Here is a 21,646-nt window from a genome sequence, read left to right as displayed (position 1 = left end):
TCGCGCTGGTCTCCTGGTCTGGTGTCGGTGTGCTGGTGTCGTGGCGCCGGTCCCGTGCCGTGGTGCTCGGTGCTCGGTGCTCGGTGCTCGGTGCCCGGAACGGCGGGACTCCGGCGCGCCGGGTCGGTGCCGCTCCGCGAGTGGTGTCCGGCGCGGCCGATCCACGGGCCGGACCGCCGTCACGCCGTGGCGGTGATCCACAGGGTTGTCCACAGTCCTGTCCACGGTGGCCCGGCTGCGGACGGTGAGGTGACTCCCCCGTCGCTCCGCGGAACGGGCCGATCGATCACACCACTGTAAAGGGTCCGACCGAGTCGTACCGAACGCACGTTTTCCCCAATGTGGATGATGATCGTGCGCTCACCTCGGACGAGGGCGGCCGTCGTCGCCGTTTGACCTCACCGCCGCTGTCACGTACCGTTAACCAGTTGACTGCGGCCACCTGGTCGCGCCCATCGTGTCGTTCGGCCTCGTCGAGCGGCTGTCCAGACATACGTGTCGGCTCGCGCTGAGCCCGTCCTCGAGCGCAGCCGTGTGGAGATCATCATGAGCAAGCGCACCTTCCAGCCGAACAACCGTCGTCGCGCCAAGAAGCACGGCTTCCGCGCCCGCATGCGCACCCGTGCCGGCCGCGCCATCCTGGCCGCGCGCCGCGGCAAGGGCCGCACCGAGCTCAGCGCCTGATCGGGCTGCGCCCCTCGGGGCAGCGCCTGATCCGGTCCCGAATCGGAACCCGGTAGCGATCGTGTTGGCTCGCGCCAACCGCATCGTCCGCGGTGAGGACTACCGGTCCGTCGTGCGTCGTGGTCGCAGGAGCGCCACGGCGCACGTCGTCGTATCCGTGGTCCGTCGACCCGTCGGGGCCGAGCCCGGTCCGGACGACCCGACCCGCTTCGGGTTCATCGTCGCGAAGACGGTCGGCAACGCCGTCACCCGCAACACGGTGCGACGTCGGTTCAAGGCGATCGCCCACGATCTGCTGACCGAGGTGCCGACCGGCCACGACGTGGTCATCAGGGCCTTGCCAGCCGCGGCGCAGGCCGGATGGCCTAGCCTGCTCGGAGACGTCTCGCGCTCCTTCGCGCGCGGGGTGGAGAAGGCAGCATGAACCGCATCCAGTGGACCCGGCTGGCGTTGAACCGACTGGCCTGGGTCGTCGCGTTGCTCCCGCGCAACGTGTGCGTCGTCGTGCTGCGCGCCTACCGCGCGGTCATCTCTCCCCTGTACGGGAACGTCTGCCGCTACCACCCGTCGTGCTCACGGTACGCGCTCGAGGCCATCCAGCAGTACGGCGTCGTGCGCGGGTCGGCGATGGGGGCCTGGCGGATCGCGCGGTGCAACCCGTGGGCCGCAGGCGGGATCGACGACGTGCGTGACCGCCGCCGTCCCTACCGCCTGACCCGGTTCGGGTTCGTGCTCCCCCCGTCCCAGCTGCACCCCCAGCCGTCCGGCGATGCCCGTCGTCCGGTCCTGCTCCCCCAGCGCACTCGAAAGGCGTGACCGTCCTCATGGACTTCATCGGAACGATCCTCTGGCCACTGAAGTGGGTGGTCTCGGCGATCCTCGTGGCCTTCCACTGGATCTTCGAGTCGATCGGCATGGACCCGTCGGCCGGCATCACCTGGGTGCTGTCGATCATCTTCCTCACCTTCGTGGTGCGGGCCGCGCTCATCCCGATCTTCGTCCGGCAGATCAAGTCGCAGCGACGCATGCTCGAGGTGGCGCCGCAGCTGAAGAAGATCCAGGACAAGTACAAGGGCAAGAAGGACCAGTTCTCGCGTGAGGCCATGAGCCGCGAGACCATGGCCCTCTACAAGGAGACCGGGACGAACCCGCTGAGCTCCTGCCTGCCGCTGCTCATCCAGATGCCGATCTTCTTCTCGCTGTACTCGGTGCTGCACGAGGCGCAGATCAACAAGACCGGCATCGGTCTGCTCACGAACACCCTGGCGCAGGACTTCGGCAACGCGGCCCTGTTCGGCGCTCCCCTGCACGAGACCTTCACGAACGCCTCCGGGTGGGAGGTCCGGGTCATCGCTGGCTTCATGATCGTCGTGATGACCGCATCGCAGTTCGTCACCCAGCTGCAGCTCGTGGCGAAGAACATGTCGCCGGAGACCAAGGCGTCGCCGATGTACCGCCAGCAGAAGATGATGCTGTACATCCTCCCGCTGGTGTTCGTGATCTCGGGTCTGAGCTTCCCCCTCGGCGTCATGTTCTACTGGCTGGCCTCCAACATCTGGACGATGGCGCAGCAGTACTTCGTCATCCGCAGCATGCCGACCCCGGGTTCCGAGGCCGCACTCGCCCGTGAGGCCCGCCTGGCCAAGAAGGCCCAGCGTCGCGGCACCCCGGTGCTCGCCGAGGCCGGTGCAGGATCCACCGCGGTCGAGGTCGAGCCCGTCCGCGTGACCACGCAGCGTCAGCAGCCGGTCGGCAAGAACCGCTCCAAGAAGAACGGGAAGAAGTAAGTGACCGAGCAGGACACCGCACCCACCGTCGACGCCGCGGCGGAGACCGAGACCGACGAGGTCCGCGACGAAGCGGACATCGCGGCGGACTACATCGAGGAGCTCCTCGACATCTGCGACCTCGACGGGGACATCGAGATCGAGGAGCGTGGCGGACGGGTGTACCTGTCCGTGAGCGACGAGGGCGGCGCGCTGCGGGTGCTCTCGAAGCCGGACACGGTGTCGGCCCTGCAGGAGCTGACCCGCATCGCCGTGCAGGCCGAGACCGGCGAGTTCAGCCGCCTCATCCTGGACGTCGGTGGCTCGCGTGACGCCCGAGCGACGGAGCTCCAGCGTCTGGTCGACACGGCTGTCGAGCGCATCGAGAGCGGTTCGTCGTCGGCGGCGCTCCCCCCGATGTCGTCCTACGAGCGCAAGCTCGTGCACGACCTGGTTGCCGAGAAGGGCTTCCACTCGGAGTCCGAGGGCGAGGGACGAGACCGCCACACGGTCGTCAGGCGATGACCGACGAGGTCACGCCGGTCCTCGAGCGGGAGCCGGCTGCCGCTGCGCAGCTGTTCGGCGACCGGATCGAGGTCGCGCGGTCCTTCACGGCCGAGCTCGCTCGTCGCGGCGAGGAACTGGGCCTCATCGGACCCCTCGAACTCCCCCGCCTGTGGACGCGACACATCCTCAACTCTGTCTTGCTCGCGCCGCTCCTGGAGGCCGATGGTCGCGTCGCGGACGTCGGTTCCGGAGCAGGGCTGCCTGGCCTGGTGCTCGCGATCGCCCGTCCCGACGTCTCCTTCACGCTCATCGAACCGATGGAGCGTCGCTGCGACTGGCTGAACGCCGAATCCGAGCGACTCGGGCTGGGGAACGTCACCGTCCTCCGCGGGCGGGCCGAGGACGTCGCAGACTCGGTCGTCGTCGACCAGGTCACGGCTCGTGCGGTGAGTGCGCTGTCGAAGCTCATTCCGCTCACGGTCCCGCTGGTGCGGTCGGGCGGTCAGCTCATCCTGATGAAGGGTGCGCGGGTCGACGAAGAGATCGAGAAGGCTCGGAAGGTGATCCTCCGGAAGCGCCTGGCCGATGTCGAGGTGCTCGAGCTCGGAGACGGTGTGGTCGAGGAGACCACGCGAGTCTTCCGGGCTACAGTTGACTGACGCCGCGGCTGGGTCCGGCTGTGCTGGACCAGAAAGCCCGACGTTCCACGTGGAACACTGACCCGGGGAAGAGGTCTTCGTTGAGTTCATCGACCGACTACGACTCGTCGACGCCCCTGGCTCGCGAGATCGCTGACCTCAACCGGCGGCGGCGAGCGATCGCCACGCAGCAGTTCCCGCTCCCCGCGAAGACTCGCGTGTTCACCGTGTCGAACCAGAAGGGTGGCGTCGGGAAGACGACCACCACGGTGAACCTCGCGGCTGCCCTCGCGCACGGTGGTGCCCGTGTCCTGGTGATCGACCTCGATCCGCAGGGCAATGCTTCGACCGCGCTCGGGGTCGAGCACCAGGCCGAAGTGACCAGCGTCTACGACGTGATCGTGGACGAGGCGCCGATCGCCGATGCTGTTCAACGATCGCCAGAGTCCGAGACGCTCTGGTGTGTCCCGGCGACCATCCACCTGGCGGGCGCGGAGATCGAACTCGTCTCCCTCGTGGCGCGCGAGCAGCGGTTGCGCACGGCGCTCGACCAGTACCTGTCGTCGCTCGAGGAGCCGTACCACTACGTCTTCATCGACTGCCCGCCTTCGCTCGGCCTCCTGACGATCAACGCATTCGTCGCCGCGCAGGAGGTGCTGATCCCGATCCAGACCGAGTACTACGCGCTCGAGGGCCTCAGCCAACTCCTGCGGAACATCGAGCTGATCGAACGGCACCTCAACCCGAACCTCCGGGTGTCGACGATCCTGCTCACGATGTTCGACGGACGCACGAACCTGTCCAACCAGGTTGCAGCGGATGTCCGTGAGCACTTCGGCGAGCAGGTGCTGAAGGCCGTGATCCCCCGGTCGGTGCGCGTCAGCGAAGCACCGAGTTACGGACAGAGCGTCGTGTCGTACGACGTCAACTCGTCGGGCTCGCTCTCGTACCTCGAGGCAGCCGCCGAGATCGCAGCACGAGGAGCGCAGGACTGATGGCACCCAAGCGAACTGGACTCGGACGAGGCATCGGCGCCCTGATCCCGACGGCGTCGGACCAGCAGGACCGGCCCGTCGACGTGTTCTTCCCGACCGGCGGCTCCCCGGCCTCGGCGCCCTCCGCCGGTGCGACCGCTGAGGACCTCGTCGCCGTTCCCGGCGCACGTCTGGCGAACCTCAATCCGCTCGACGTCGTGCCGAACGCACAGCAGCCGCGCAAGGAGTTCCGCGAGGAGGAGCTCCAGGAGCTCGTCCACTCGATCCGCGAGATCGGTGTGCTCCAGCCCATCGTCGTCCGTCCGATCGCCGGCGCATCCGGAACCGAGGCGCAGTACGAGCTCATCATGGGCGAGCGTCGTCTGCGTGCCACGAAGGAGCTCGGGCTCGCGACCATTCCCGCGATCGTCAAGGACACCCCTGATGACGCCATGCTTCGGGATGCGCTGCTCGAGAACCTGCATCGTGCACAGCTCAATCCGCTGGAAGAGGCGTCGGCGTACCAGCAGCTGCTCGCGGACTTCGGGATCACGCAGGAGCAACTCGCGCAGCGTATCGGCCGGTCGCGTCCGCAGATCACGAACACGATCCGTCTGCTCCGGTTGCCCTCCCCCGTTCAGCGCCGCGTCGCTGCCGGGGTGCTGTCCGCGGGACACGCACGTGCCATCCTCGCGGCGCCGGACGCCGAGGCGATGGAGTACCTCGCCGAGAAGATCGTCAACGAGGACCTGTCCGTGCGGGCCGCAGAGGCGATCGCGCAGCAGTTGTCGGCGAAGACGCCGGTGAAGCCGAAGGCGGAGCCGACAAAGCGCCAGGCGCACTTCAACGACCTCGCCGAGCGCATCGGTGATCGGTTGAACACGCGCGTGAAGATCGCGGTTGGTGCTCGCAAGAGCTCGGTGACGATCGACTTCGCGAACGGCGATGATCTCAACCGCATCCTCGGCGAGCTGGGCATCAGCGACATCGCTGGTTAGACGCGCTCGGAGGCCGTCGTCGGTGCAGGGACGGCGCCCTGCGGCCGTGTGCGGGGCGTACCGTGCGTCCCTGTCACCCAGTCCCCGATCGGACCTGTTGGGCCGCCTGCGGGGCGTACGGCGGCGTTGACGAGGCGCTGAGGGCGACAGCCGCGCTCGCGCGTACGCCAAGGCCATCTGAGGCAGTGTTCCACGTGAAACGTCTGGATCCGCTTGTTCGGGTCAGCCGTCTCGTCTCGCGAGGCTGCTCGGGTGCTCGCGGCCTGCACATCTCGACGATGTGACGATGTGCCTGCCTGCCTGCCTGCCTGTCCCTGCAAGCTGGAGAAGGCTGCGTACGCCGCCGAGTTCTTCCGGTGCTACCGATCGGAGCCTGTGCCGGCGTACGGCTCGCGGAGTGCAGCTGGGGTGAGCCTGCGGCAGTACGCGGATCGCATGGTCGCTACGCGATGACGGGCCACCGGACGTGCTGGCACCATCACTGCTCCATGGTCTCTCTCCCTCTTGTCCTCCGAGTGCGTCGGTCGTCGACCTCGACCTCGACCACGATCCTCGTGTTCGCGGTACCGGCGGTGCGCCCGTCAAACGAGTGGTCGTGCGCGACAGAAACGGCTTGGTGCTCGGCCTCTCTGGCGACGGCGATGGCGCAACGATGCTTGTGTCGGCGTTCGATCAGAACAACCCGGGACGGATGCGGCGCCGGACCTCGGGCGGACGACGACCGCGTGGCTTGGAGCTAGGACCCGACTTCACACCGTAAGCGGGCAGCGCATCGTTCGTCCTCACGCTGGCGGCACCATCGAGCGGGCGCTGTGGACTTCGAACTGAGTAGGTCGGCCCAACCCGGATGTTCGCAAGGTGCAACCCCGAGTGGTCCGTCTGCGGCTACGGGCGGCACGGCTCCCTGGCCGTCGGCAGTACCGTCGGGCGCCGCGGACGATCGGCGGTGGTGCAACGACCTCGACGGCGCCAGGTGATGCCTACCTCGCCGCCTGGTGACGGTAGCGGGACGTCCGGGATGAGGATGCAGATGCCCGCACCATCCACGGGAGGCGACCTGCGAAGGGTGTCGTGCGGATGGCCCGCATCCCGTGGCTGCGCTGCATCAGGGTCGGAAGGGTCTCGCTCTACTCGAACTCGTCCGCACTGGTCGTTCTGCAGCGCCGCCCTCCCCCGCTCGGCCCGCGACGCGCGCGAAGTGAACCGAGCCGCGGGATACGGTCTCTGGGCTGGCGGGGGTTCATCGAGGAGGACGAGGATCGCTGCGACCGACGGCATCGGCTCAGGTGAGGCTCGAGCCAAGCCGTTCGGCGGTGCGAGCGCGAACCCGATGCATCCTGCGACGCCCGTAGGCCACTGTCAGGGTCAACCAGGACCGGAGCGATGTGCGGTACCTGTGCTCCGGATGCACCAATTCACGACCGGCTTGCCCGTGGTGCAGGAGGCGCCCTGAGTCCGCTCCTGAAACAATGCGAGGCTCGGGGCTGCACGAAGGGTCGAGGTTGGAGAATCGGCGGCGCGGTGCACCTCGACGACGACCGTCCTGCGAGAGCTGTCCGCACCCGGTCAGCAGCAGAGGGACCGATCGGCGCGATCTCCGCTTGGGAACCGGCGATGCAGTAGCCCTACCGCGCTGGCGAGCATGATCGGTCTCCGCGCCCCTGTCCCGATGGAGATGACGAACGCACGCCGGCTCTGTTCACCGCGTCCGGATCACGTGGTTCGGCGCGCTCCCCGGAGACGTCCTCGTCAACCGTCCCACGACGGGCGACAGTGCATCCGGCGACCACTCGCCGGGGTGTTTCACGTGAAACGGCGCGTCCGCAGGAGCTTCCAGATTCCGACGGCGGCGAAGACCGGCTTCGCCCAGAGCATCTCTCCGACGCGATAGTCCAGCGCTGGGGCCAGTTTCGACGCTAGATTCGCGTCCTGGCGGCGGAGGTACGTTCGCCCCTTCGCGGCGTGGAGTCCGTTCGAGCAGATGACGACGCGGTCTGCGGCGGCGATCATCGGCCTCGCGTTCGCGATGTTCTCCCATGTGGAGACGCTGTCGCGGTCCTTCCTGACCGCACCGGTCCACCCGAGCCGGCGCACCGCATTCTCGAGCAGATCAGCCTCAGGGAACGCCCCGCGCACCGCTCCGCCGCAGCACACGATGATGGCCGTGTCACCCGCTGCTTCGTACCGCCGCGCGGTGCGCACGGCGATACGGGCGCGCCATCGATTCACCGCGTTCGGGTCGGGGCCTGCATTCGCGAAACCGAGGACGACGATGGCCGTCACCGCTCCGGTGCCCGCTGTCCTCCCTGCGGTGCGAGTCCGAATCGTGCCGAGCGCGCGCCGCGCAGTCATCGCCGCCACAGCATGAGCAACCTCGCCGACGATCGCGGCAGCGCCCAACGGGACGGCCACAACGAGCAGGGGCAGTGTTCCACGTGGAACACTGCCCCTGCGTCGTACTGACATGGTCAGCTGCGGTGGTCGCGGATGGCCTGTTCCGCGAGCTCCGCGTAGGTCCAACCGAGGTCGAAGCCGGAGGCACTCAGCGCCTGCGGAACGAGGGAGGTCTCGGTCAGACCCGGGAGGACGTTGGCTTCGAGGAACCACGGCGTCCCTGCCGCATCGATGATCAGGTCGACGCGCGAGATGTGGCGGAGACCGAGCGCCGTGTGCGCTGACACGGCTGCGTCTGCGGCGGCGGAGGCGAAGTCGCCCGACAGTCGGGCGGGCGTGAAGAAGGTCGTCTCCCCCGCGTTGTAGCGCGCCTCGAACCCGTACGTCCCGCTCTTCGGGACGATCTCGACCGCCGAGAGCGCCACCGGGCCGTCACCCGTGTCGATGATCCCGACGGCGACCTCGGTGCCGCGGATGAGCTGTTCGACCACGACGTCGTCGCAGTAGGTGTACGCGCTGACCATCGCACGCGGGAGATCGTGTGCGTCCTCGACGAGCGTGACCCCCTGTGCGCTCCCGCCTCGTGCCGGCTTCACGGCGAGCGGCACCGGGTGTTCCGCGGCGATGGCGTCGAGGACGCCCACGGCACCGAGCTCGCGGAAGACGTCGTGCGACAACGTGACCGACCGAGGGGTCCGCACACCGGCCCGCGCGACGAGCGCGGACGAGGTGGGCTTGTCCCATGCAAGCCGGGCTGACGTGGAACGGGAGCCGACGAACGGGATGTCCAGCGCCTCCAGGATGCCCCGCAGCGCGCCGTCCTCGCCGGACGCGCCGTGCAGGGCCGGCCAGACGACGTCCGGGCGTGACTCGCGCAGCGCGGGCAGGAGCGACGCGTCGGCATCGCGCAGGTCGACCGTCCAGCCGTAACCGGTCAGTGAGTCGGCGACGCGTCGCCCTGACCGCAGGGAGACGTCTCGTTCGTGCGAGATCCCTCCCGCGACGACGACGACGTGACGACGGGTGAGCTCGGCCATGCGAGGGTCCTCCGGGAAGAGCGAACGATGAAAGTGCTGATCAGGACACGTTCGGCGGCGGCGCGACGACGGTGGAGCGCGACTCGGACACCGCGCTCGGACGGGTTGTGTGTCCGAAGGTCTCGAAGAGCTCGAGCTCGTCGTTGATGACGGTGGCCAGGCGCTTGACGCCGACCCGGATCTGATCGGGGGTCGGGTAGCAGAAGGACAGGCGGATGTTGCCGCCGCCACGGCCGTCGGCGTAGAAGGCGGTCCCCGGTGTGTACGCGACGAGTTCCTTCACGGCACGGGGCAGCATGCCCTTCGAGTCGAGGGCGTCGGGCAGCGTCAGCCAGACGAAGAACCCACCGTTCGGCTTCGTCCAGGTGAGGTCCGGCAGGAACTCCCCCAGGGCGGCCATCATCGCGTCCCTGCGCTCCGCGTAGAGGCCCCGGAAGGTGTCGACCTGCCCCTTCCAGTCTGCGGCGTCCAGGTAGGCGTTGACGACGTACTGACCGAAGGAGTTCGGCGCGAGGACGGCCGACTCGTTGGCGAGCACGAGCTTCTCGCGGATGGCGTGCGGGGCGAGGGCCCAACCGACACGGAAGCCGGGAGCCAGGGTCTTCGAGAAGGACCCGAGGTACACGACGCCCTCGTCGTCGATCGACCGGATCGCCTGCGGAGCGGGCTCGTCGAACCAGAGCAGTCCGTACGGGTTGTCCTCGAGCACGAGGATGCCGTTCGAGCGGCAGATGTCGAGCACCTCGATGCGGCGCTCACGGCTCATCGTGACACCCGCCGGGTTGTGGAAGTTCGGGATCGTGTAGAGGAACTTGATCCGCTTGCCCTGCGTGCGCAGGTTCGCGATCGCCTCGCGCAGCGCTTCGGGGACCAGGCCGTGCTCGTCGGTGGTCACGTGGACGGTCTCCGCCTGGTACGAGCGGAAGACCCCGATGGCGCCGACGTACGACGGCGACTCGGCGAGCACGACGTCGCCCGGATCGATGAAGAGCCGCGTGACGAGGTCGAGCGCGTGCTGCGAGCCGGTGGTGACCACGACGTCCTCGGCGCTGGCACGGATGCCCTCGAGGCTCATCACGTCGACGATGTGCTCACGGAGGGAGCGCAGGCCCTGCCCACCGCCGTACTGCAGCGCCATCGCGGCGTCCTCGGTCATCACGCGGTCGATGGACCCCGTGACGAGCTCCCGCGGGAGCGCCGAGACGTACGGCATGCCGCCGGCGAGCGAGACCACCTCGGGCCGCGATGCCACGGCGAACAGGGCTCGGACCTCGGAGGCGCTCAGCCCGGCGGTGCGCTGGGCGTAGGAGTCGTACCAGGGGTCGAGGCTGTTGCCGTTCGTCATCGTGTACTCCGTTCAGTGGGACATTCCCGCCACACTACGACATGCGTTGCCGGATCCGCGGTGGGAGGCGGGGGCCGATCCTGAAGCTGTGGCCCTGGCGCGCGCAGCCGGCATCCGGGAACGGCGACGGCCCCGCCCTCCGAGGAGAGCGGGGCCGTTCACGGTCTGTCGGTCGGACTACGCCAGGAACTCGGCGAGGTCGGCCTCGAGCGCCGGCTTCGGCTTGGCGCCGATGACGGTCTTGACGACCTCGCCGCCCTTGAACACCTTCATCGCCGGGATCGACGTGATCTGGTAGTTCATGGCCGACTGCGGGTTGTCGTCGACGTTGAGCTTGACGATCTCGATCTTGTCGGCGTGCTCCGCGGCGATCTGGTCGAGGATCGGGGACACGGCGCGACACGGGCCGCACCACTCGGCCCAGAAGTCGACGAGGATGGTCTTGTCGGACTTGAGGACCTCGTCCGAGAAGGTGGCGTCGGTGACGGCCTTTGCGTTGGACATGTGTGCTCCTTCGAGAAGTTCAGTTGGTGCAACGGCTGGGCCGCTGCGGTATTCCGGTCTGGGTCAGGCCCGTGCGGCCTCGACGTCGATGATCGCCGGCCCCGCGGGCGTGACGCCCTCGGCCTGGTCGACCAGCGCGTCGTCGAGTTCGGCGAGGTACTTCTCCGCGTCGAGCGCGGCGACGGTACCGGAACCGGCTGCCGTGATCGCCTGACGGTAGGTCGGGTCGATGACGTCACCCGCGGCGAAGACCCCGGGCAGGTTGGTCTTCGACGAACGACCCTGGACCGCGATCGTGCCCTCGGGAGCGAGGTCGATCTGCCCGTGGATGAGGTGCGTCCGCGGGTCGTTGCCGATCGCGATGAACAGACCGTCGAGCTGGAGCGAGGACTCCTCCCCGGTGACCGTGTCGCGGAGGGTGACGCCCTCGACCGAGGAGTCACCCGTGATCCCGGTGACCTCCTTGTTCCACGCGAACTCGATCTTCGGGTCGTTCATCGCACGGTCCTGCATGATCTTCGACGCGCGCAGGCTGTCCTTGCGGTGGATGACCGTCACCTTGTCGGCGAACCGGGTGAGGAACGTGGCTTCTTCCATCGCGGAGTCGCCGCCGCCGACGACGGCGATGTTCTTCTGCCGGAAGAAGAACCCGTCGCACGTGGCGCACCAGCTGACGCCGTGGCCGGACAGACGCTCTTCGTCGGCGAGACCGAGGTGGCGGTACGCCGATCCGGTCGCGTAGATGACCGCGAGGGCCTCGTACGTCTCTCCGGACCCGACGGTGACCTTCTTGACCTCACCGGTCAGGTCGACCGAGACCGCGTCGTCGTACAGGACCTCGGCGCCGAACTTCTCGGCCTGTTCCTGCATCTTGATCATGAGGTCCGGGCCCTGGATCCCCTCGGGGAAGCCCGGGAAGTTCTCGACCTCGGTGGTCTTGGTGAGCTCGCCGCCGGTCTCGACGCTGGACGCGACGATCAGGGGCTTGAGCTCCGCGCGCGCGGCGTAGATGCCGGCGGTGAACCCGGCGGGACCGGAACCGATGATGATGAGCTGGCGCATGCCTCGCTGCCCTTCCGTTGAGTGCTGACCGGGTGAACACATGGTAGCGGCGGGACATTCCGGCCCACCGGTGAGCGGACAGCCGGTGAGCGAACAGCCGATGATCGGACAGCCGGTGTGCGGACGATCGGCGGTCAGCGTCCGAGCCGCTTGCGGAGCAGCGCGACCGCGTTCGCGATCTCGCCGTTCTTCGACACGACCAGGGCGCCGAAGTACACGAGCGCCATGACGGCTCCGGTCAGCGCGATGGTGACGAGCGCGCCCGTCCGGTCGGACATGGCGAAGCCGTCGGGCGAGAAGGTCCCGAGGGCGGTGACGACGGCCGCCCCGGCGACGCCGGCGATGAGTGCCGCGATGACGAACTGCACGTGGGAGCGGGTGACCACGGGGCCCTCGATGCCGTTCAGGCGACGACGGACGAGCACGAGCGCGATGATCGTCTGCGCCGTGCCGGCGAGCGTCGTGCACGCCGCGATGGAGACGCCGACGATGCTCTGCGGGAACGTCGCGACGGCCAGGGCTCCGATGACGAACAGCACCGACTGCACGCACTGCATGAGGAACGGCGTGTGGTGGTCGTGCATCGCCCAGAAGACGCGCTGGATGATGAACAGCATGCTGAACAGCACCAGGCCGGGCATGTAGGCGAGGAGCACCGCGCCGATGGAGAGCGCCTGCTCGAAGGTGCCGGCGAACATGCGACCGAACGGCACGGAGACGACGATCAGCGCCACCGACGCGAACACCGTGAACAGTCCGACGATCCGCAGGGACAGCGACAGGTTGCGCCGGACGGCGTCGAGGTCGCCGCGGCCCGCGTCGTGGCTCATCCGCGTGAAGTACGCCGTCGCGATCGACACCGCGAAGATCGAGTGCGGCAGCATGAACAGCAGCCACGCGTTCTGCAGCACCGCGTTGCCTGCGGCGCCCGTACCGAGCGACGCGACGCGCGACTGCACGATGCCCGCCAGCTGCGTCACGAGGATCATCGCGAACAGCCAGCCGGCCGCCGTGCCCGTCGCCTTCAGGCCCACACCGCGCCAGCGGAAGTCCGGGTGGAACGACAGGCCGGCGCGCCGCCAGAAGAACGGCAGGAACGCGGCCTGCGCGAAGACGCCGAGCGAGGCACTCCCCGCGAGCACCGCGATCTTCAGCGGTGTCCAGCCGTCGACCGAGGAGTTGACGTCCTGACCGCCGAACATCGCGATGAAGACGACGAGACCGGCGATGGCGATGACGTTGTTGATGAGCGGTGCCCACGTGAAGGGGCCGAAGACCTGCTTGGCGTTGAGGACCTCACCGAGGAGCGAGTACAGCGCGTAGAAGAGGATCTGCGGGAGGCACCAGAAGGCGAACGCCACGGCCAGGTCGGTCTGTGCCGGCGTGAAGCCCTTGCCGTCCCCGGTCGCCTGCTGGCTGTAGACGAACACGAGGAACGGTGCGAGGACCGTCGCGACGATGGTGATCACCACGAACACCGTCGCGCCGAGCGTGACGATCTTGTTGACGTAGGCCGTACCGCCGTCGCTGCTCTCCCGCATCGACCGGACGATCTGCGGGATGAGCACCGCGGAGAGCAGACCACCGGCGATGAGCGCGTAGATGTTGTTCGGCAGCTGGTTCGCGAGCGCGAACGCGTCGGCGCCGGGCGACTTCGCCTGACCGATCGCGTAGGCGAGCACGAACGTCTTGCCGAAGCCGAGGACCCGCGAGAGCATCGTGCCCGCCGCGAGCATCGCGCTCGCCCGACCGAGGTTCCGTTCGGCCGCGGGCTCCGCGTCGACGGCGGGTTGCTGCTGCGTGCTGATGGTCGGCTCCTCGGGATCTGGCGGGGTGTCGTCCTGGTCCGGACGGCCGGCCTGGAGGCGCGGCTCGCCGCCGTCGCGCGCCGTCGCGTCCGCAGGGCGCGCACCGGCCTGCTGCGGTGCGACGCGCGCGGGACCGGACGCGGCAGTGGTGCCGACCACGGCGGCGGCGGGCGCCGCCTGTGCGACGTGGGACGGGCCTCCCGACCGGGCAGGGGCGCCGGGAGCATCGGGCTGGACCGCGAGCGGACGGTTCGGGTCGTCGTCGTCCTCGTCGTCGAGCTCGCCGTTGCGGCGGCGGATGCGCTTCCGGATGCTGCGGAAGATCCCGAAGCCGAAGATCGCGACGAGGCCGATCGCGGCCACCGCGGTGATCACGGTCTCCCACTGCGCCTGCACGTTGAGCTCGACCGTGGTGGGCTGCGACACGGTGACCCCGGTCGGCGTGGTCAGGGACATCGTCAGGTTGACCGTGCCGTTCGCGACCGACCGGACCGGGATGGTCGTGCGGGCGGAGGACTGCGGCTGGAGCTTCACCTCGATGTCGTTCCGCACGACCTGCAGCGCCGAGCTCGACGGCTGGACGTTGAGGCGCACGGTGACCGGGTAGTCCGTCCGGTTGCGGACCGACACGGGCAGCGACGATCGGTCCCCGAGCAGCGTCAGCGAGCTGGAGTCGGGGATGCTCACCTGGTCGGTGGTCTGCGTCCAGGACCGGGCCTGCCGGTCGACGGCGGTGGTGAGGGCGTCGGGTTCGTCCCGCCAGGCGTTCGACGCCAGGGCGAGCAGCTGGAGCCGCGCAGGGGCGGTGACGGTCGCGGGGTCGTCGACGGCCGATGCGAAGGCGACGAGCTCGCGCTCGCTGTCCACCAGGGTCCGCAGGCGGTCGAGGCGGGCGTCGCCGTCGTCGGCCGGCGCCAGGGTGAGCGAGCCGGCGGTCGCCTTCGCCGCGGTCGACAGGTCCGAGGGCGACACCCACGGGGTGTCCTCGAGCGCGTCGAGCACGGCGCTCAGTCGACCGGTCTCGGTCGGCCAGCTGCGGCCGAGGGTCAGGAGCACGGGGCTCTGCGCGGTACCGGCACGCGCCGCCGTCGCCAGGGTCGCGGTGAGCTCCGCCACGGCCGCGTCGTAGGCGCGCTGGTCGGTGGCGTCGGCGGCGTCCCGCAGCAGGGCAGACATGCCCTGGTCGGCGACGAGGACCTTCTGGTCGCCGATGCGCTCGGCGGCGGAGACGGTGGTGTCCGGGCCGGCGGAGGTGTTGCCGCTCGCGATGATCGTCGTCTCGGTGCCGGCCTTCGCGAGTGCGGGCAGGTCGTCGGTGGCCACGGTGTTCTCGACCGGCCACGCGACGTCGTCGAGTGCGTACGGGAAGTCCAGCAGGCTGGCGGTGGTCGGCAGCGTCGTGGTCGTGCCGTCGGTGTCGTCCTGCCCCGAGCCGTCCTGACCTGTGCCGTCCTGGGTGCCGGCGGTCACGTCGTCCGAGGGGGTCGGTGTCGCGTCCGGGGTCTCGTCGACGGGGGCACCCGCGCTGGCCGAGGCCGTCGGCGTCCCGGTGGCCGTCGGGGTCGGGGTCGGCGTGCTGGCACCGGGGAAGTTCTGCTCCTCGACCGCCTGGTCGAGCGAGATCACGCCCGGGATCCCGTCCGCGCCGGCCTGGCGCAACCCGGTGACGTCGGCGTCGGCGTACGACAGCGCGAAGGTCTCGTTCCGGAGCCCCTCGAGCCGGTCGAGCCAGTTGCGCGCACTCGACGGGGCGTTCTCGCCGAGCAGCCGGATCGAGGCGATGATCCTCGGGTCGACGCCGACGGCCACGTTGTGGTCCACGGCGGCGTCGAGCTGCTGGGTGAGGGTGCCGTCCACCGCGGTCGCCGCCGCGAGGTCGTTGGCACCGATCACGCCGTCAGCCGTGCTCGGCAGGGTGATCGGCATCGCGACCGAGACACCGACCGGGGTCTGCTGGAAGTCCGGGTACCAGGTGATCGCGGACCGGGCGACGGCGAAGGTGTCGCCCGCGGTGTACTCGGCCGCGATGCGTCGGGCGCCGAAGGACGAGTAGCCGCCGAGTGCGACGTTGCCCGGCACGATGGTCACCGTCTGGGTCACCGAGCGGTGCGCCGGGACGATCGGGACGTCCGCCGAGTCCATCGGGGCGCCGAGGTAACCGGTCGTGGTGGTGTCGGAGAGCCAGTCGGAGAGGACGTCGCGCGTGCTCTCGGAGCGGAAGATGTCGAGCTCGACCGACCCGGCGGGGACGTCCGTGTCCGTGTCGTTGGTCACCGTGACGCTGACCTGGAGGTCCTCGTCCCGTCGGACGATCCCGCGGTCGGCCGGGGCGATCGACACGGTGGTCTTCCCCTGGTCGGCGGCGGCCGGAGCCGCGGTGCGCGTCGTGGTGCGGTCGACGGAGGCGGCGTGCGCCGGGTCCGGACCTGCGGGCGTGGCGACGAGGCCGACGGCGACGAGGGCCGTGGCAGCGGCGGCGAGCGTGGAGCGGAGGATGTGCATACAGGAGGGCCCGAGGGTCGGTTCCGGCCGAGCACGAGTGTACGAGGGGCGGACGGGGACGATCCCGTGCGCGCGGGCCGTGTGGAGAACTCGGCGCACCGATCTGGGAGGATGAGGTCCGTCATGCAGTCCGTTGCCCAGGCCGTCGAACGACTCGACGCACTCGCAGCCACCGAGCCCGTCGCCGTCCTCGCTCGGGCGTTCGCCGACGCCGGACACGAGCTGGCGCTGGTCGGCGGCCCCGTCCGCGACGCCTTCCTCGGCCGTGCCGTCACCGACCTCGACTTCACGACCGACGCCCGCCCCGACGACGTCCTGCGCATCGTCGAGCCGATCGCGAGCGCGACGTGGGACGTCGGTCGGCAGTTCGGCACCATCGCCGCCCGGGTCGCCGGCGAGCAGGTCGAGATCACGACCTACCGCAGCGACGTGTACGACGGCGAGACCCGCAAGCCCGAGGTGGCGTTCGGCGACACCATCGAGGACGACCTGCTCCGCCGTGACTTCACGGTGAACGCCATGGCGCTCCGCCTCCCCCAGCGTGAGCTCGTCGACGTGCACGGCGGGGTCGAGGACCTGCTCGCCGGGCGCCTGCACACCCCGCAGGCGGCGCCCGTCTCGTTCCGCGACGACCCCCTGCGCATGATGCGCGCCGCACGATTCACCGCGCAGCTGGGCTTCACGGTGTCCGACGAGGTGCGTGCCGCGATGACGGACCTCGCCGACTCGATCGACATCGTGTCGGCCGAGCGGGTGCGTGACGAGCTCGTGAAGCTGCTGAACACGTCCGAGCCGGTCCCCGGCATCCGCCTGCTCGTGGACACCGGGCTCGCCGAGCGCTTCCTGCCCGAGCTCCCCGCGATGCGGCTGGAGATCGACGAGCACCACCACCACAAGGACGTGTACGAGCACTCGCTGACGGTGCTGTCCCAGGCCATCGGGTACGAGGCCGAGCGGCACCCGGGCGAGGCCCCCGACACCGTGCTCCGGCTCGCGGCCCTGCTGCACGACATCGGCAAGCCGGCCACCCGCAAGCTCGAGCCCGGCGGTGCCGTCAGCTTCCACCACCACGACCTGGTCGGCGCGAAGCTCGCGAAGAAGCGACTGCGGGCGCTGCGGTTCGACAACGACACCATCGCCGCCGTCTCCCGACTGATCGAGCTGCACCTGCGGTTCTTCGGCTACACCGAGGGTGCCTGGACCGACTCCGCCGTCCGCCGCTACGTCCGGGACGCCGGCCCGCTGCTCGAGCGCCTGCACGAGCTCACCCGCTCGGACGTCACGACGCGGAACCGCCGCAAGGCCGACCGGCTCGGCTTCGCGTACGACGACCTCGAGGACCGCATCACGGCGCTGGCCGACCAGGAGGAACTCGACTCGATCCGTCCGGACCTGACGGGCGACGACATCATGCGGATCCTCGACATCCCGCCGGGGCGTGCTGTGGGCGAGGCGTACCGCCACCTGCTCGAGGTCCGCATGGACGAGGGTCCCCTCGGCACCGACGAGGCCGAGCAGCGCCTGCGCGCCTGGTGGGCCGAGCGCGACGCGACCACCTGACGGCGACCGCCTGACGGCGACCGCCTGACGACGCCGGCCGCTCTGCACGACCGGTGGCGCGCCTCCAGGCCGTGGGCTAAGCTACTCGAGTTGTCCACGCGCTCCTGCGTGTCCGGACACATGCATCAACCCTCCTGCTCCGGGAACCGCCCGGAGCCGCCGAGACCAAAGGAGGTGGGTTCCGCATGCACCAGTACGAACTGATGGCGATCCTCGACCCCGAGATCGACGAGCGCACCGTCGCTCCCAGCCTGGACAAGTTCCTCGCGGTCATCCGCAACGACGGTGGCACCGTCGACAACGTGGACGTCTGGGGCCGTCGTCGCCTGGCCTACGAGATCGCGAAGAAGTCCGAGGGCATCTACGCCGTCGTCGACTTCACCTCGACGCCCGAGGCCGCCAAGGAGCTCGACCGTCAGCTCGGTCTCTCCGAGGCCGTGCTCCGCACGAAGGTCCTCCGCGCCGAAGAGGCGATCGCCCAGGTCGCCGCGCAGAAGCAGCGCGACGAGGCCCGCGCGGCCCGCAAGGCCGCGAACGCGACCGCGAGCGCCGAGTAGCTCATGGCCGGCGAAACCGTCATCACGGTGGTGGGCAACCTCACCGCAGACCCGGAGCTGCGGTACACGCAGAACGGGCTCGCGGTGGCGAACTTCACCATCGCCTCCACCCCTCGCACGTTCGACCGTCAGGCGAACGAGTGGAAGGACGGCGACGCGCTGTTCCTCCGTGCGAGCGTGTGGCGCGAGTTCGCCGAGCACGTGGCGGGCTCGCTGACGAAGGGCTCGCGCGTCATCGCGCAGGGTCGTCTCCGTCAGCGCTCCTACCAGGACCGTGAGGGCCAGCAGCGCACGAGCATCGAGCTCGAGGTCGACGAGATCGGCCCGTCGCTCCGCTACGCGACCGCCCAGATCACCCGCGCTGCGGGTGGCTCCGGTGGCGGTCGTGGCCAGGTCGGCGGCGGCGCTGTGAACAACGGCGCTGGCTCCGGCGGTGGCCAGGGCGGGAACGGCGGCGGCTGGAACAACAACAGCGGCGGCGGTCAGTCGGACGCACCGTGGTCGCCCCAGGGCGGCCAGCAGGGCGGCAACGCACAGTCGAACGACGTGTGGAGCCAGCCCGGCGGCTCGTACGACGACGAGACCCCGTTCTGATCCTCAGCGGTCTGACGGACACACAACTTCTTCTTCTCTAAGGACAAACAATGGCTGGAAAGAGCACCGGCGACCGCCGGAAGCCTCGCGGCAAGGGCGGCAAGAACGCCGCTCCCGCGAAGTCGATCAAGGTCGGCGTCATCGACTACAAGGACGTCGCGACCCTGCGCAAGTTCATCTCGGAGCGTGGCAAGATCCGCGCCCGTCGCATCACCGGCGTCTCCGTCCAGGAGCAGCGCCTCATCGCCCGTGCCGTGAAGAACGCCCGTGAGATGGCGCTCCTCCCCTACGCCGGCTCCGGCCGCTGATCAGGAGGATCACCATGTCGAAGCTCATCCTCACCCACGAGGTCTCCGGCCTCGGTTCCGCCGGTGACGTCGTCGACGTCAAGAACGGCTACGCCCGCAACTACCTCATCCCCCAGGGCTTCGCCGTCGCGTGGTCCAAGGGCGGCGAGAAGCAGGTCGAGTCGATCCGTGCGGCCCGTGCCGCTCGCGAGCTCGCCACCATCGAAGAGGCCCAGGACCTCAAGATGAAGCTCGAGAACGCGACCATCAAGCTGACCGTCAAGGCCGGCAAGGACGGCCGCCTGTTCGGCTCGGTCCGCCCGGCGGACGTCGCCGACGCGGTCCAGGCGCAGGGCGTCGGTTCGCTGGACAAGCGCAAGGTCGAGGTCCCCGCGACCATCAAGACCGTCGGTGACCACGAGGCCACCGTGCGTCTGCGCGAGGACATCACCGCGGTGATCTCCCTGCAGGTCGTCGCCGCCAAGTAAGCAGCGTCACCACCGTCGAAGGGCGGGTCTCCTCCGGGAGGCCCGCCCTTCGTCGTGCGCGCGGCTCGCCGCGCGCGGGTGTTGCTGTGGGACAGGTGTTGCTGCGTTGGGCGGTTACCCCTCGCGCCCGTCCGGGCTTGCTGGGAGCGACCCGAGAACGCTCCCCACAGGAGGGCCTGTTGTCAAGTCGTTTTACACAGTCGAAACGCCCCGAATCGGAACCTTCAAGGTGTACTTGAACCGCGGTTCTCCACACACGGTGTGGAACGGAAAAGCCCAGGTCCAGGGCAAGAACACGTGTTCGAACGCCGACTTGTCCACACGTCCATCCACAGTTTTGCACATGCGTGTCCGGCGTGTTCCGCATCCTCTCCACAGAGTTATCCACAGGGCCGTTTGCTGGGGATAACTCTGTCCCCGTAGCTTGGCCCAGCGACTCGGCGGAGGGCTGGGGATGTCGGTCGTCCGGGGTAGGAAAGCCGGTGTGGGCCGAGGCCCGCACCGTCACGACAAGAGGGAGTCCGTGTGTCGATCGCGCATCTCGATCCGTCCCCGCAGGACCTGTCCGAACGGGGTTCGGAGCGGACGCCGCCGCACGACCTGCTCGCGGAGCAGTCCACCATCGGCGGCATGCTGCTGTCGAAGGACGCCGTCGCCGACGTCATCGAGACCGCGCGCGGGGTGGACTTCTACATCCCGAAGCACGAGGTCATCTTCGACGCGATCCTGTCGCTGTACTCGCACGGTGAGCCCACCGACGTGATCGCCGTCACCGACGAGCTGACCAAGACCGGACTGCTCTCCCGGGCCGGCGGCGCCGAGTACCTGCACAGCGTCACGAGCATGGTGCCGACCGCGGCGAACGCCGGGTACTACGCAGCGATCGTCGCCGAGAAGGCCGTGCTCCGCCGTCTGGTCGACGCGGGCACCCGCATCGTGCAGATGGGCTACGCGTCCGAGGGTGAGGTCACCGACCTCGTGAACAGCGCGCAGGCGGAGGTCTACAACGTCGCCGGCGGCGTGCAGACCGAGGACTACGTGCCCCTGACCGATGCCATCGGCGCCGCGATCGACGAGATCGAGGCCGCCAAGGGGCGCGACGGGCAGATGACCGGCGTCCCGACCGGGTTCAGTGGCCTCGACGCCCTGACGAACGGCTTCCACCCCGGGCAGCTCATCATCGTCGCCGCCCGACCCGCGCTCGGCAAGTCGACCCTGGCCCTCGACCTGTGCCGCGCCGCAGCGCTCAAGCACGACCAGACCGCCGCGTTCTTCTCGCTCGAGATGGGTCGCGCCGAGATCGCGATGCGCCTGCTCTCCGCCGAGTCGAGCGTGCCGCTGCAGAACATGCGCAAGGGCACCGTCGACTCCCGTGACTGGACGACCATCGCGCAGACCCGCGGGCGCATCAACGACGCCCCGTTCTTCATCGACGACTCCCCCAACATGACCCTGGTGGAGATCCGGGCGAAGTGCCGCCGGCTGAAGCAGCAGCACAACCTCAAGCTCGTGGTCATCGACTACCTGCAGCTGATGACCTCGGGCAAGAAGGTCGAGAGCCGTCAGCAGGAGGTCTCGGAGTTCTCGCGTGCGCTGAAGCTCATGGCGAAGGAGCTCGGCGTGCCGGTCATCGCGCTGTCGCAGCTGAACCGTGGTCCCGAGCAGCGCGCCGACAAGAAGCCGATGATCTCGGACCTGCGTGAGTCGGGCTCCATCGAGCAGGACGCCGACATGGTCATCCTGCTGCACCGTGAGTCGGCGTACGAGAAGGACAACCCGCGTCAGGGTGAGGCGGACCTCATCGTGGCGAAGCACCGCAACGGCCCGACGGACACCATCACGGTGGCGTTCCACGGGATGTTCTCGCGGTTCGTCGACATGCCGCAGTAGGGCGACCTGTCGCCGCGCCCATGACCCGTTTCCTTCGCGCACAACTCGTCG

At 69.1% G+C, this 21,646-nt stretch carries 20 protein-coding genes; 14 read left to right on the top strand and 6 right to left on the bottom strand.

Annotated features, from left to right (window positions below; translation table 11 throughout):
* The first annotated feature begins 546 nt into the window (after positions 1–546).
* The 8 genes from rpmH to NI26_RS16010 all read left to right on the top strand — a co-directional run bounded on the left by rpmH (position 547) and on the right by NI26_RS16010 (position 5,567).
* A complete protein-coding gene (gene rpmH / locus NI26_RS16045; protein WP_043595303.1) occupies positions 547–684 on the top strand; it encodes a 50S ribosomal protein L34 in 138 nt (45 codons plus the stop codon).
* Positions 685–745: 61 nt separating this feature from the next.
* On the top strand, positions 746–1,108 hold the full coding sequence (gene rnpA / locus NI26_RS16040; RefSeq protein ID WP_066657545.1) for a ribonuclease P protein component: 363 nt from the start codon (positions 746–748) through the stop codon (positions 1,106–1,108).
* On the top strand, positions 1,105–1,500 hold the full coding sequence (gene yidD, locus NI26_RS16035; protein ID WP_081985178.1) for a membrane protein insertion efficiency factor YidD: 396 nt from the start codon (positions 1,105–1,107) through the stop codon (positions 1,498–1,500). Before rnpA ends, yidD begins: the two co-directional genes overlap by 4 nt.
* A gap of 8 nt (positions 1,501–1,508) precedes the next feature.
* Positions 1,509–2,471: a membrane protein insertase YidC gene (gene yidC / locus NI26_RS16030; protein ID WP_066658860.1), complete on the top strand. Its 963-nt coding sequence runs from the start codon at positions 1,509–1,511 to the stop codon at positions 2,469–2,471.
* Positions 2,472–2,975, top strand: coding sequence for a Jag family protein (locus tag NI26_RS16025; RefSeq protein ID WP_066657542.1), 504 nt, complete (start codon positions 2,472–2,474; stop codon positions 2,973–2,975).
* On the top strand, positions 2,972–3,616 hold the full coding sequence (gene rsmG, locus NI26_RS16020) for a 16S rRNA (guanine(527)-N(7))-methyltransferase RsmG (RefSeq protein ID WP_066657540.1): 645 nt from the start codon (positions 2,972–2,974) through the stop codon (positions 3,614–3,616). The genes NI26_RS16025 and rsmG overlap by 4 nt, the downstream gene beginning before the upstream one ends.
* Positions 3,617–3,696: 80 nt before the next feature.
* Positions 3,697–4,590, top strand: coding sequence for a ParA family protein (locus tag NI26_RS16015; RefSeq protein WP_066657539.1), 894 nt, complete (start codon positions 3,697–3,699; stop codon positions 4,588–4,590).
* A complete protein-coding gene (locus tag NI26_RS16010) occupies positions 4,590–5,567 on the top strand; it encodes a ParB/RepB/Spo0J family partition protein (protein ID WP_066657537.1) in 978 nt (325 codons plus the stop codon). Before NI26_RS16015 ends, NI26_RS16010 begins: the two co-directional genes overlap by 1 nt.
* A 1,803-nt stretch (positions 5,568–7,370) precedes the next feature.
* Here NI26_RS16010 and NI26_RS16335 read toward each other — a convergent pair.
* From NI26_RS16335 to NI26_RS17245, 6 genes are all read right to left on the bottom strand, one after another.
* Positions 7,371–7,979, bottom strand: a complete 609-nt coding sequence (locus NI26_RS16335; protein ID WP_158407779.1) for a YdcF family protein — start codon at positions 7,977–7,979, stop codon at positions 7,371–7,373.
* A gap of 56 nt (positions 7,980–8,035) precedes the next feature.
* Positions 8,036–8,998, bottom strand: coding sequence for a D-alanine--D-alanine ligase family protein (locus tag NI26_RS16000; RefSeq protein WP_066657533.1), 963 nt, complete (start codon positions 8,996–8,998; stop codon positions 8,036–8,038).
* 40 nt (positions 8,999–9,038) lie between these two features.
* Entirely contained in the window at positions 9,039–10,343 is a 1,305-nt protein-coding gene (locus NI26_RS15995) for an aminotransferase-like domain-containing protein (protein ID WP_066657532.1), read from the bottom strand.
* 177 nt (positions 10,344–10,520) lie between these two features.
* Positions 10,521–10,847: a thioredoxin gene (gene trxA, locus NI26_RS15990; RefSeq protein ID WP_022832611.1), complete on the bottom strand. Its 327-nt coding sequence runs from the start codon at positions 10,845–10,847 to the stop codon at positions 10,521–10,523.
* Between the two features lie 63 nt (positions 10,848–10,910).
* On the bottom strand, positions 10,911–11,909 hold the full coding sequence (gene trxB / locus NI26_RS15985) for a thioredoxin-disulfide reductase (protein ID WP_066657530.1): 999 nt from the start codon (positions 11,907–11,909) through the stop codon (positions 10,911–10,913).
* Positions 11,910–12,043: 134 nt separating this feature from the next.
* Positions 12,044–16,219, bottom strand: a complete 4,176-nt coding sequence (locus tag NI26_RS17245) for a DUF6049 family protein (protein ID WP_066657528.1) — start codon at positions 16,217–16,219, stop codon at positions 12,044–12,046.
* A 123-nt stretch (positions 16,220–16,342) separates the two neighbouring features.
* Between NI26_RS17245 and NI26_RS15975 the strand changes: the two genes are divergently transcribed.
* The 6 genes from NI26_RS15975 (at position 16,343) to dnaB (ending at position 21,595) form a co-directional block, all read left to right on the top strand.
* Positions 16,343–17,779 (top strand): CCA tRNA nucleotidyltransferase, encoded by a 1,437-nt coding sequence (locus tag NI26_RS15975; protein WP_066658858.1) that lies wholly within the window; start codon positions 16,343–16,345, stop codon positions 17,777–17,779.
* A 185-nt stretch (positions 17,780–17,964) separates the two neighbouring features.
* Positions 17,965–18,336 carry a 30S ribosomal protein S6 gene (gene rpsF, locus NI26_RS15970; protein ID WP_058728349.1) on the top strand — a complete coding sequence of 124 codons (372 nt, stop codon included), beginning with the start codon at positions 17,965–17,967 and terminating at the stop codon, positions 18,334–18,336.
* A 3-nt stretch (positions 18,337–18,339) separates the two neighbouring features.
* Complete coding sequence (locus NI26_RS15965; RefSeq protein ID WP_066657526.1) at positions 18,340–18,930, top strand: single-stranded DNA-binding protein; 591 nt, start codon at positions 18,340–18,342, stop codon at positions 18,928–18,930.
* Between the two features lie 50 nt (positions 18,931–18,980).
* Positions 18,981–19,238: a 30S ribosomal protein S18 gene (gene rpsR / locus NI26_RS15960; protein ID WP_017887834.1), complete on the top strand. Its 258-nt coding sequence runs from the start codon at positions 18,981–18,983 to the stop codon at positions 19,236–19,238.
* A gap of 14 nt (positions 19,239–19,252) precedes the next feature.
* Positions 19,253–19,705: a 50S ribosomal protein L9 gene (gene rplI, locus NI26_RS15955; RefSeq protein ID WP_058728351.1), complete on the top strand. Its 453-nt coding sequence runs from the start codon at positions 19,253–19,255 to the stop codon at positions 19,703–19,705.
* A gap of 525 nt (positions 19,706–20,230) precedes the next feature.
* Entirely contained in the window at positions 20,231–21,595 is a 1,365-nt protein-coding gene (dnaB, locus tag NI26_RS15950; RefSeq protein WP_066657525.1) for a replicative DNA helicase, read from the top strand.
* The last annotated feature ends 51 nt before the right edge of the window (positions 21,596–21,646 follow it).

Origin of the sequence: Curtobacterium sp. MR_MD2014 (genome assembly GCF_000772085.1) — a bacterium.
Classification (GTDB): Bacteria; Actinomycetota; Actinomycetes; order Actinomycetales; family Microbacteriaceae; genus Curtobacterium.
Note: the sequence above shows the minus strand (reverse complement) of the source record. Positions and strands in the feature narration are given on the sequence as shown.